Annotated in this window: 12 protein-coding genes; 6 read left to right on the top strand and 6 right to left on the bottom strand. The window is 74.8% G+C overall.

Annotated features, from left to right (window positions below; all coding sequences use genetic code 11):
• Positions 1-504: hypothetical protein (locus ACFWOG_RS33040; protein ID WP_380362830.1), on the bottom strand; the 504-nt coding region annotated here is incomplete at its 3' end.
• A gap of 337 nt (positions 505-841) precedes the next feature.
• On the opposite strand from ACFWOG_RS33040, the gene ACFWOG_RS33035 reads away from it, so the two are divergent.
• The 4 genes from ACFWOG_RS33035 (at position 842) to ACFWOG_RS33020 (ending at position 3,171) form a co-directional block, all read left to right on the top strand.
• On the top strand, positions 842-1,567 hold the full coding sequence (locus tag ACFWOG_RS33035; protein WP_380362828.1) for an NUDIX hydrolase: 726 nt from the start codon (positions 842-844) through the stop codon (positions 1,565-1,567).
• 114 nt (positions 1,568-1,681) lie between these two features.
• Entirely contained in the window at positions 1,682-2,089 is a 408-nt protein-coding gene (locus ACFWOG_RS33030) for a hypothetical protein (RefSeq protein WP_380362826.1), read from the top strand.
• Positions 2,090-2,172: 83 nt separating this feature from the next.
• Positions 2,173-2,742, top strand: a complete 570-nt coding sequence (locus tag ACFWOG_RS33025) for a hypothetical protein (protein WP_380362824.1) — start codon at positions 2,173-2,175, stop codon at positions 2,740-2,742.
• 99 nt (positions 2,743-2,841) lie between these two features.
• Positions 2,842-3,171: a trypco2 family protein gene (locus tag ACFWOG_RS33020; protein ID WP_329948680.1), complete on the top strand. Its 330-nt coding sequence runs from the start codon at positions 2,842-2,844 to the stop codon at positions 3,169-3,171.
• A gap of 58 nt (positions 3,172-3,229) precedes the next feature.
• Here the strand turns inward: ACFWOG_RS33020 and ACFWOG_RS33015 are convergent, their stop codons facing one another.
• From ACFWOG_RS33015 to ACFWOG_RS33000, 4 genes are all read right to left on the bottom strand, one after another.
• Complete coding sequence (locus tag ACFWOG_RS33015) at positions 3,230-4,117, bottom strand: hypothetical protein (RefSeq protein WP_380362822.1); 888 nt, start codon at positions 4,115-4,117, stop codon at positions 3,230-3,232.
• Between the two features lie 155 nt (positions 4,118-4,272).
• Positions 4,273-5,310, bottom strand: coding sequence for a TolB-like translocation protein (locus ACFWOG_RS33010; protein ID WP_355399899.1), 1,038 nt, complete (start codon positions 5,308-5,310; stop codon positions 4,273-4,275).
• On the bottom strand, positions 5,307-6,818 hold the full coding sequence (locus ACFWOG_RS33005) for an MFS transporter (protein WP_380362819.1): 1,512 nt from the start codon (positions 6,816-6,818) through the stop codon (positions 5,307-5,309). Before ACFWOG_RS33005 ends, ACFWOG_RS33010 begins: the two co-directional genes overlap by 4 nt.
• A gap of 5 nt (positions 6,819-6,823) precedes the next feature.
• Positions 6,824-7,711, bottom strand: a complete 888-nt coding sequence (locus ACFWOG_RS33000; RefSeq protein WP_380362817.1) for an alkaline phosphatase family protein — start codon at positions 7,709-7,711, stop codon at positions 6,824-6,826.
• 665 nt (positions 7,712-8,376) lie between these two features.
• Between ACFWOG_RS33000 and cobC the strand changes: the two genes are divergently transcribed.
• Positions 8,377-9,990, top strand: coding sequence for an Rv2231c family pyridoxal phosphate-dependent protein CobC (gene cobC / locus ACFWOG_RS32995; RefSeq protein ID WP_380362815.1), 1,614 nt, complete (start codon positions 8,377-8,379; stop codon positions 9,988-9,990).
• A gap of 86 nt (positions 9,991-10,076) precedes the next feature.
• Here the strand turns inward: cobC and ACFWOG_RS32990 are convergent, their stop codons facing one another.
• Positions 10,077-10,559, bottom strand: a complete 483-nt coding sequence (locus ACFWOG_RS32990) for an SRPBCC family protein (RefSeq protein ID WP_329948674.1) — start codon at positions 10,557-10,559, stop codon at positions 10,077-10,079.
• Positions 10,560-10,715: 156 nt separating this feature from the next.
• Here ACFWOG_RS32990 and ACFWOG_RS32985 point away from each other — a divergent pair, with 156 nt between their 5' ends.
• On the top strand, positions 10,716-11,189 hold the full coding sequence (locus ACFWOG_RS32985; RefSeq protein ID WP_329880745.1) for a carboxymuconolactone decarboxylase family protein: 474 nt from the start codon (positions 10,716-10,718) through the stop codon (positions 11,187-11,189).
• Positions 11,190-11,280 lie beyond the last annotated feature (91 nt).

Genomic DNA, 11,280 nt, shown 5'->3' with positions numbered 1-11,280 from the left:
GCTGTACGAACTCGTGATCACCCAACCCGCCGGAATCGGCGACATCGAACACACCGTCGCGTTCGTCTGGTTGGCGACATTGGCGATCGAGTACGCATAGCCGGTGCCCGCGCACCCGCCACTGCTGTACGAACTCGTGATCACCCAACCCGCCGGAATCGGCGACATCGAACACACCGTCGCGTTCGTCTGGTTGGCGACATTGGCGATCGAGTACGCGTAGCCGGTGCCCGCGCACCCGCCACTGCTGTACGAACTCGTGATCACCCAACCCGCCGGAATCGGCGACATCGAACACACCGTCGCGTTCGTCAGCCCGGTCGTATCGGCGATGGTGTACGCGACGCCGGTACCCGGACAGCCGCTGCTGCTGTACGAGCTCGTGATGACCCACCCCGTCGGGATGGGGGAGTTGGAGCACACGGTCGCGCTGCCGGCGAGCCGCTGCGGGGCCGCCTGGGCCTGCGCGGTCGCGGCGGTCATCAGGCCCAGCAGGAGCAGCACGGCCGTCACCAGATTCGGGACGTGAGTGCGTAAGGTCTTCATGGTCGGCCTCGGATCTACTCGACGCTCTACGGCTACGTTGATGCAGCTGAGATGAACCATTCGCGCACTGCCCGTTCATCTCGGCCGAAATGGTGTCAGAGCCGATCCGGCGGCACCAGAGCGCCTCGGACGGCCTCCGAGGGCGGCGGTCCCCGCTCCCGCCCGCTCCCGCCGGCTCCTGCGGCAACAGGAACGGCGCGGGGCTGCCAGGGCGCCCCACACCGTGTCGTTCGGTCGTCGCGCCATGTCGTGTCGTGCGGTCCGGCGTCCCCGGGGCGCCTGGCACGATGGCCGGATGGGCGATCCGCTGCCACCCGCTCCCGCCGAAGTCCTGGACGTCCACCGGCTGCGCCTGGTCGAAGTCCCGTCCCCCCGGCTCTCCCCCGCGGAACAGCAGGCCCGGGACCGCGCCTGGGACGAGGCCGTCCGGCGGAACCCGACGCTGTTCGACGGGCCGGTGGTGGCCTGCGAGGGCGTCCGCTGGGACGCCCCCGGCGAACCCGTCCTCTCCTGGTCCCGGGTGACGTACCGGCACTACGCGCTCCGGTGGGTGCCCGGTGCGGTCCGGCCGGCCTCGCTGTCGGTCGTCCTCCTCCAGCCCACGGACGACGGCAGGCTCCTGCTGGGCCGGATGTCCGCGTCCACGGCCGCCCCCGGGAAGTGGCAGCCGCCCGGCGGGTCCGTCGAGCCGCCGGGCCCGGGCGAGCCGCTCGACACGGCCGCACTGCGGCGAAACGCCGCCCGGGAGTTGGCCGAGGAGACCGGTGTCGTGGTGGCGCCCGGGGAGCTGGTGCTCCGGGCGATCACGCGCGGGCAGTACGGGAGCGTCGGGACGGTGTTCCTCGCACCCCCGCTGCCGGAGGTACGGCTGCGCGAGCGGTTCGCCACGCTGGCGGCGTCGGAGCGCGAGCTGGTCGAGATCGTGTTCGTCGGCGCTCCGGCCGAGTTGGCGGACCTCCGCGGGCCGCACGCGGACTTCCTGGAGCCGGCCGTGCGACGGTTCGGGCGCCGGGAGGGGTAGCCGTCGTCGTCGCGCGGCGGGCAGCCGGCGGCGGTCCGGTTCCGGAGCCGCCGGGGCGGGCAGGAACCCGGCGGGCGGGTGGGGTTCAGGGGTGGGCGGAGATCGGGGGCGCCGATGATGTTCGGATATTCGGACGAATGGTGGGTCCTGCTGTTCGTCCCGGTGGTGCTGTGGGTGCCGCTCGGCCCCTTCGCCATGGCCGCCACGGGCGTGTGGTGCGCCCGCCGGCCCGGGCGGCGGGCACCACGCCTCTGGTCGCTGCTGCTCCCGGCGGTGCCCGTCGCGGTCTCGGCGACCGCCATGGTCCTGCCCACCGACACCTGGAACGAACCGGGCCGGCTGGACGACCTCCTCGGCTACCTCACCGTCTACGTCGGCGCCCTCACCGTGCTTCCCTGGCTGCTCGGCTACGGCCTCACACGGCTGGCACGCGCGGTGCGCGCGGGCCGGCGCGAGGACCGGGGTGCGGGCCGGCGCGAGGACCGGGGTGCGGACCGGCCCGAGGGCCGGACCGGGGCCTAGGGACCCTGTGAACCAAGCCTGTTGGCGGGGATCGCACGTACTCCCACTGTTCCGATCGATGGCCACGGCATAGTGTGCGTGGTGTGAACGAACTGATCTTCCGGGAGAGAGACCGGTACCGTCCGGCGCGGTCGCATCTCCTCCTGGCCATCGTCGTTTTCGTCTTCGAGGGCACCTTCGCCTCCGTCACACTCGGGCCCGTGTGGGCCTTCTGGCTGATCGGCGGCACCATCGCCGTGCTGGCCCCGGTCGCCTACTGCGCGTTCAGGAGCTGGTCCAGGGTCGGGCCCGCCGGGGTCACCATCTGCTGGGGCATCGGGCGCGGCCGCACCTACGCCTGGCAGGAGGTCCAGTGGATCGACACCCGTGAGACCGACAGCCGGTACGGGTCGTCGACCGTGGCCCGGATGTTCCTCGTGGGCGGTCGGCGGCGCTCACTGCCCGGGCTCCAGCACAGCGACATGTACCCCGACCCCGAGTTCGGCGCCGACTACCGGCGCGTCGTCGACTGGTGGGAGCTGAGCACCGACCAGGGCGCACGGGTCCGACCGCCGAGGAGCCTCCGGGACCGGATCTCGCCGGTGATGCTCGGCTTCATCCTCGCGGTCGTCTTCGCGGTGGTCGCCGCGGCCGTCATGATCCTCGTCGGCTAGGTCCGCGCCCCCGGCCCGCGTCCTGCCCGTCGTACGGGAACTCGCCACCCCGGCAGTCTCGTTGATCCGACGCACGGACGGTTGGAACAAGGGGGCCCGATGGACATTCCGCTGGTGGACGCGGTCGCGGCGGTACGCGACGAACTGCTGGAGGCGGTGGCGCGCGGGGCGGGACAGGACGTGGTGTTCGCCGTCGGCCCCGTGGAGATGGAGTTCGAGGTCGAGCTGAGGGCCGACGCCAGGGCGAAGGCGGGCTTCAGGCTGTGGGCGGTCGGTGCGGAGACCGAGGCCGGGGTGTCGCGCGGCCGTACGCACCGGGTGTCGTTCACGTTGACGCCGCGCGCGGCCCACGGCGGGGACCTGCTGGTCAGCGGATCCGCCGACCGTCCCGACGGGCCCGGCGACACGGGCGACCGCATCCCGGACTGAACGCGGCGGGTCCGAACGCGGCGGCACCGGGCGGCGCGGGGGGCCGGGGGCCGCCGGCTCACCCCGTCGTGGCGCGGACGTAGATATCGGCGGCCCCCGGGAGCCCGCCCGGCACGGTGGCGACGTAGATCCGGCGGACCGTGGAGGGGCGCGCCGGGGTGGCGGTCGCGGCCGGGCCGGTCGGCGACTGCTCGGGAGCCGGGGTCGGGGACGGCTCGGACGTCGGGGACGGTTCGGTCGAGGGGGACGGCGTCCCCTGGGCCGGGTCGGGCACGTCGGCCGGGAAGGCCGGGGCGAAGCCGTCCTCGCCCTCCGGGCCGGCGGCGAGGCCGGCCTCGACGGTGACCTCGGATGCGGGCGTCTCGGTGGGCACACCCGTGGGAACCGGCCCGGTGCCGTCGGAGGTGTGGACCGGCGCCGGGGCGGGGGTCGTCCCGGCGGACACCGGGGCGGACGACCCTGCCGACGGATCGACGGACGGGTCCGCGGACGGATCGGCGGGCACCGTCACGAACGGCTCGAAGAGTTCGGCGGCGAGGTCCGGCTCGTCGCCGCCCAGCGCCTCCGTGAGGTCCGGGGGCAGCGCGGTCGTCGGCCCGGGGGCGGGCAGGTCGTAGGTGCGCAGGAAGTCGCCGACGCCGACCTCGCGCCCCCCGCCGAGCCGGTAGTGCAGGTACGCGACGGGGACGCCGTCCGGCGTGTGCGTGTACACCGCGCCGACGGGCACGTAGTAGCGCCCGGCACCGGGGTGCTGCGAGGGGTGCAGGCCGGCGAGCAGCTCGGCGCGGTCCCGGTCGGTCTCGACGACACCGCGACCGAGGGTGAGGGCGTTGACGCCGCGGACGGCGAGGGCCGCCATCACCGCGACGAACAGGACGAGGCCCATCGCGATCGTCCGGCGCAGCACGGGGCGGCCGTGCAGCGCCGGCCACGAGTCGCTGGACATGCGCTGCTCCGGCGACAGCCCGCGGTCGGGCCCTCGTTGGCTCACTTTTCCTGCTCCCCCGGTCCGTCGGCGTGGCGTCGCGGCGTCGCGTCGCCACTCGTATTGCTCGACGTGGACCCTACGCTCGAAGTTCCGAGTCGGACCAACCAGCCTGATCAGCCCAGATATGCCGGGGCCACCGCCGCGTCGAGCAGACGCCGGGCGGCGCCCGTGCCGTCGGCGGGGGCGGTCCACAGATCGGCGCCGAAGTCTCCGGGGAGGGCGTAGAGGAGGTTCCCGTCGTCGGCCCAGACGGCCTGGTCGTCGATGCTGCGCTGCTCGGCGGTGGCGGTCTCGGTCATGGTGGCGAGGTCGAGGACGTAGAGCCGCCAGGGGGCGTCCTCGGACACGCCCGGGACGCGCTTCTTGTAGGCGATCCGGGTGCCGTCCGGGGAGAGCGAGGGGCACTCGACGTTCTGGTGGAGGGTGGTGAGGGTGCGGGCGCCGAGGTCGCCGCGGACCAGGTACGTCCGGCCGCCGGTGGCGACGGTCGCGTAGAAGGCCGTGTCGTCGGCGAAGGTCACGCCCCAGACGTTGACGTCGGCGGCGCGGTACGGCTTGCCGTCCTTGATCACGTCGAAGGTCTCCAGGTTGTCCCGGAGGTTCCCGTCGCGGACGTCGACGATCGCCGTGCGGGTGGAGAAGTCGGTGCCCGCGTAGGAGTCGCCGCTGACGAAGACCGTCCAGGCGACGAGGTGGCCGGACGGCGACACCCGGGAGCGGGTCGGGATACCGGCGGCGGGGAACGAGCGCAGCTCCCGGAGGTGGTCGTCGAGGACGACGGCCCGGTAGGTGTCCTGGAGTGCCCCGCGCTCCGCCTGGAGGCAGATGCCGGTGCCGGCGGCGGCGTGGAAGCGCAGGCACTGGACGCCGGAGGCGGTGCGGGGGCCGTCCGGGCGGTCGGCGGGGACGGTGGCGATCTCGTCGCGGTGGGGGCCCCAGGCCATGTTGCGGAAGGCGAGCTGCCGGGAGGCGGGCGTCCGGAGGGAGACGTCGCCGCGGGTGACGACCGGGCCGTCGGGCCGGGCCCGGTCGCGCTCGGCGGAGCGGTCGGCGGCGTAGCGGACGGCGCCGGTGCCGACCGCGCCGAGGAGGACGACGGCGGCCAGCAGGATCAGCACCCTGGTGCGGTTGCGGAGCGGGGTGGTGGTCACGAGGGCACCTCGGGGTCGGTGGCGGCGGGAGCGGGGGTCGGGGCGGGGCCGGGGACCGGGGCCGGACCGGCGGGGCCGCTCGGCGGTTCGCGGAGGACGAAGGCCGCACCGGCCGCACAGCAGGCCAGCGCACCCGCCGACCAGGCCAGCGCGGCGGTGCCGCCGACCACGCCCCAGAGCGCACCGAACGCCAGCGAGCAGGCGAAACGGGCGAGCGCCTGGCCCGTACCGACCAGGGCGAGCCCCGCACCGCGCTGCCCGGGCGGGACGGCGTCGGCCGCGGCGGCGGCGAGCACGCCGTCCGTCGAGGCGTAGAACGCGCCGTGCAGCACCAGCACGCAGACCACCGCCGGCAGCCCGCCCAGCGGCGAGAGCAGCAGCCCGTACGCGAGCAGCAGGACGCCGTGACCCGCCAGGAAGAGCCGGCGGCGGCCGATCCGGTCCGCGAGCGCGCCGAGCGGGACGGCGAGGAGGAGGAACGCGGCGGCGGTCCCGAGCGGGAGCAGCGGGAAGTACTCCGTGGCCAGGCCGAGGCGGCGCTGCACGAGCAGGTAGAGGAAGGAGTCGCTGACCGTGGTGAGGCCGAGGAGCACCGCGCAGAGGGTGAGCCGCCGCAGGTCGGGCCTGCGGAGCAGCGCGAGGCCGTCCCGGAGTCCCGGGGAGCCGGACTGCGGCCCGGACGGCCCGGACGACGGCCCGGCGGCGTCGGGGCGGTGCGGCACGAAGAGCAGCAGGATCAGCACGCCCAGCACCGCGACGCAGGCGCTGACCGCGAACACAGCCTGGTAGCCCTGCTGCCGGCCGCCGTCGGCGAGCAGCGGACCGCCGGCCGTCCGGAGCACCAGGAAGGCGGTGAGCGGTCCGAGCAGCGCACCGGCCGTGTCCATCGCCCGGTGGACGCCGAACGCCCTTCCGCGGTGGGCCGGTTCGGTGGCCAGCGAGATCATCGCGTCGCGCGGCGCGGTGCGCAGGCCCTTTCCGGTGCGGTCGACGGCGAGCACGGCGCCGATCAGCGGCACGGTGTGGACGAGCAGCAGGAGCGGCTTGCAGAGCGCCGACAGCCCGTACCCGAGCGCGGCGACCGCCTTGTGCCGGGGTGCGCCGTCCCGGCCGCGCCGGTCGGCGAGGTGGCCGCCGGCCAGGCGGACGAGCGCGCTGAAGCCGTTCTGGATGCCATCCAGCAGGCCGAAGCCGAGCGGGGAGAGGCCGAGCCCGGTGAGGAGGTAGAGCGGGAGGACGGCGCTGACCATCTCGGAGGACACGTCGGTGACCAGGCTGACGGTGCCCAGCGCCAGCACGGTGCCGGGCACGGCGGCCCGGGCCGCCCGGCCGGGGCGGTGGGGGCGGCCTACGGCGTCGGCGGCATCGGCGGTGTCGGCGGTGTCGGTGCCGTGGGCCGCGCCGGTGTCCGGGCCGGTGGCGGTGTCGGCGGCGGCCTCCCGCCGCCCCCGCCGGGGGGCGGCCGGGGCGACGGGGGCCTTGGAGCTGCGGGAGTCCGCGACGTACACGGGTGTCAGTTCCAGATGCCGGTGATGGTGGCGGCGGTGGCGGCGTTGCCCGCGTGGGTGGTCAGCCCGGCGAGGTCCTCCAGCGTTCGCAGCACGCTGTAGTGGTTGTAGGTGGTGGCGGTCGAGGAGCCCGGGGTGACGTGGGCGCCGTAGAAGATGGTGGGGATGCGGTTGCCGGAGAGGCGGTTGTCCTCGTCGAAGGTGACGACGAGGATGCTGTTGTTGCTCTTGGCCCAGGTGGCGTAGGCGCCGAGCTTGTTCTTGATCCAGGTGTCGCCGGTCGAGACCGAGCAGTCGTGCATGTCGTTGCAGAGGTCCGGCACGACGAAGGAGACCTTCGGCAGGCTCGCGAAGTTCGTCGGGAACTGCGTCATCGTGTAGGCGGTGTTGGTCGGCACGTTGCTGAAGCCGAACCACGGGTTGTGCTTCTGCGCGTACTTGCCGCTGGAGCAGACGGTCGAGCCCTGGCTCGGCAGGCCCTCGTTGTAGCTGCCCCAGGTCTTGCCGGCGGCGATCAGCTCGGAGGCGAGGTTGGCCTTGTTGATCGAGCCGACCGGCACGCAGCTGTCGTCCGTGCGGCCCTGGTTGGAGCCGGAGAACAGCTGGTAGTAGTTGGGCTCGCTGGGGTGGGTGAGCCCGAACGACTGGGTCAGGTTGGCGCCGCCGGCCTTCAGGGTGTTGTTGATGTACGGCGCGCCGGAGCTTCCGATGATCTGCGAGTAGGCGTGGTTCTCCAGGACGACGACCACCACGTGGTCCGGGGCCGGGAGGGCGGCGGCGTGCGCGGCCGTCCCGGTCGCGACCCAGAGGCCGAGGGAGCCGGCGACCAGGCCGAGGCCGGCGCCCAGGGCGGTCAGGGTGCGGCGGCGGGATCTCTCGCGGGTTGCGTTCATGACAAGTGTCTCGGGGGTCCGGGGCGTCTCGGACATGGGTGTCCTCCGTGCGTCGGGGGCGGCCGGGCCGGGGAGGTGGCCCGGCCGCGAGGGGGAACCGGCGGGGAATGCCCGATGGGAAATCACCGGGCCTGAGCGCCGCAAACAGTAGGAGCGGGACGGTGGCGCGGGCTCCGGCCGCGACATGAAGAGCAGGCGAACAGCGATCGCGCCCCACAGCCGAAGGTCAAGCGCAGGTCACAGCCCCGCCGATTGACCCGTCCGTGACGGCCGTGGTGGGATTTCCGCAGCCCCCATCGCCCTGACGTGGGCGTTCGGGCCGCCGACGGCCGGACGTTCACCGACCGCCACGGGTGGTCGCGGACCGTCGCCGGCCCGCACGGGGCCCGGATCGGCCCGCGCCGCCCCGGATCGGCTCGCAGCGGCCGGCGGACGGGTGTCGGGCGGATGACGCGGAGAAGTCGGACGTGAGCAGGGCGTGAGATGGACGTGAGCCGGTCGTGAGCGGTCCGGTCGGGAACGGTTCGGGCGTGGGTGCTTCCGGGGCGCGCGCGGAGCCGCCCTCCTGCGCGCCTGCCTGCTCGTGCGCGGGGGCGTGCGCGCCGGACGCGGGCGCACCGACCCCAGGCGCACCGGGAGCGGGCCCACCGGACGCGGGCGCGCACGTGTCCGACGCGCCTGGCGCCGGAGAGGCACGCCCGGGAGTCACCGCCGCCGGGCCGGGAGCCCTGGTCGTCGGCGTGGGCGCGCGCGGCTCGGCCACGGCGGCGGAGCTGCTCGGGCTGATCCACCGGGCACTGGCCGAGGCAGGGCCGCCCGGCACGCCCGTCGCCCTGATCGCCACCCTCACCGGCAAGGCCGCCCACCCGGCCGTCCGCCGGGCCGCCGCCGCACTCGGCGTCCCGGTCGCCGAACACCCGGCCGACGCCCTGGCGACCGTCCCCGTACCGCACCCGTCCGCCGTCGTCGGCGCGGCGGTGGGTACGGCCGGCGTGGCCGAGGCGGCAGCACTGGCGAGCGCGCCAGGCGGGGAACTCGTCGTGCCCAAGCGGAAGTCCCCGGCCGCGACGGTCGCCGTCGCCCGCCTGCCGCGCCACCCCGCTCCCCCGCCAGCCCCCGCAGGAGATCCGCCCATGACCCCCACATCCGGCTCCACCCCCGGGCCGCACACCCCCTCCGCCGCCGAGCCCTCCCCCGCCGGAGCCGCCGAGGCCGCCAAGGCCGCCGAACCCGATCTCCGCCACCACGGGGACGCCGAGGTGCGCGCCGCCGGACCCGACCTGGTCGACCTCGCCGTCAACGTCCGCACCGGCACGCCCCCGCAGTGGCTGCGCGAGCACCTGGCCGCCACCCTCGCCGACCTCGCCGCCTACCCCGACGGCACGTCCGCGCATGCCGCCGTCGCCGCCCGGCACGGCCGCCCGGTCGACGAGGTGCTGCTCACCTCGGGCGCCGCCGAGGCGTTCGTCCTGCTGGCCCGCACCCTGACGGCGCGTCACGTCGTCGTCGTGCACCCACAGTTCACCGAGCCGGAAGCCGCGCTACGGGATGCCGGACACGCCGTGCACCGCGTCCTGCTCTCCCCCGCCGACGGCTTCCGGCTCACTCCGGACGCCGTCCCCGAGGCCGCCGACCTGGTCGTGCTCGGCAACCCCACCAACCCGACGTCCGTCCTCCACCCGGCCGCCGCCGTCGCCGCCCTCGCCCGACCCGGACGCACCCTGGTGATCGACGAGGCGTTCATGGACACCGTGCCCGGCGAGACCGAGTCCCTGGCCTCGTCGGCCCGCGAGCTGCCCGGCCGGGTGGTCGTCCTCCGCAGCCTCACCAAGACCTGGGGCCTGGCCGGCCTGCGGATCGGATACGCGCTCGGTCCGGCCCCGCTGATCGCCGGCCTCGCCGCCGCCCAGCCGCTCTGGCCGGTCTCCACCCCCGCCCTGGCCGCCGCCGAGGCCTGCTCCACTCCGGCCGCCCTCGCGGAGGCCGAGGAGGCGTCGCACGAACTGGCCCTCCGGCGCGACCACCTGCTCAAGGGCCTCTCCGCCCTGCCCGCCGTCCGGGTGCACGGCGAGCCGGCGGCGTCGTTCGTCCTGATCGAACTGCCCGGGGCCGACACCGTCCGGACCGCGCTGCGCGAGCGCGGCTTCGCCGTCCGCCGGGGCGACACCTTCCCCGGCCTCGGCCCGGACTGGCTGCGCATCGCCGTCCGGGACGAGCCGACCACGGACCGGTTCCTCGCAGCACTCGAAGCGGCACTCGAAGCGGTGACCGGCCGCTGACCGGGCGCTGAGCTGGCTCTGAGCCCGCGGCCGAGCGGAGCGGCGACCGGGCAGTGATCGAGTCGCGGGCGGGCGGGGGCGGGCGACTACCGGTCCGGTCCGCCCCCGGGCGTGCGTTCCACCGAGGCCGCCACGTCCGCCAGGTCCTTGGCGATCGCCTTCGCCGCCGCCTTGGCGCCGATCCCGCCCAGCAGCCGCGCCAGGAACGGCAGCTTGTCGCCGTGCCGGGGCCGGGCCGAGAAGGTCATCGTGACGGTCGTCCGCCCGGGCGTGCGCTCCACGAGCCGGAACTCCGACACGTAGTGCATGCCCGCGTTGTCCGCCTCCGCGACGTACCGGACCGGGGCGTCGCACACCGTCACCCACATCTCCTCGGTGGCCGACTTGCCCAGCATCCGCCGGGTCTCCCGCCAGCGCGTCCCCACGCCGAACGGGCCCGGCGTGAGGACCTCCACCGAGTCGACGCCGCTCAGCACCTGCGGCATCGACTCCAGGTCGGTCATCGACCGCCAGACCCGGTCCGCCGGGGCCGCCATCTCGCGCGCCACCGAAACATCACGCTGTCCCATGCTTCGCAGTCTCCCCCCGGACGCGCCGGCCCGCGCGGCGTCGCCCGCCGGGCCCGCCGGCGGGGAGTGACCACCGTCACAACGGGCCCGTGTCACAACCCGCCGGGCTGTCCCGTCAAAGGTGTGTCCCGACAGACGACGGCAACGGAGAACACCATGGAAGCCCGCCTCAACCCCTTCACCAGCCCGGTCCTCGGCAAGGTCTTCAAGCACATCATCGCCGCGGGCAAGGTGCTGGAGGACTCGACCCTCCCCGCCACGACCCAGGAGCTGGTGAAGCTCCGCGCCAGCCAGATCAACAGCTGCGCCTTCTGCACCGACATGCACTTCAAGGACGCCGTGCACGCCGGGGAGTCCGCGGAGCGCCTCAACCTCGTCGCGGTGTGGCGGGAGGCCACGGTGTTCACCGAGGCCGAGCGCGCGGCGCTGGAGCTGACCGAGGAGGCCACCCGCATCGCCGACGCGGCCGGCGGCGTCCCGGACGAGGTCTGGGAGAACGCCGCCAAGCACTACGACGAGGAGCAGCTCGCCGCCCTCGTCGGCGCCATCGCGATCATCAACGCCTTCAACCGCGCGAACGTCCTGCTCAAGACGCCGGCCGGCGACTACCGGCCCGGCCAGTTCAACTGACCGGTACCGCCGCCCACCGGCCGCCGGCCGGGCCGCGCCCTCGTCCTCGTCCTGCCTCCGGGGTGTCCCCGGGTGCACGCGGAATCACCCC

Source organism: Kitasatospora sp. NPDC058406 (assembly GCF_042722765.1).
In the GTDB taxonomy this organism is placed as follows: Bacteria; Actinomycetota; Actinomycetes; order Streptomycetales; family Streptomycetaceae; genus Kitasatospora.
The sequence above is the reverse complement of the archived record's forward strand: the minus strand, read 5'-3'. Positions and strand labels throughout refer to the sequence as shown.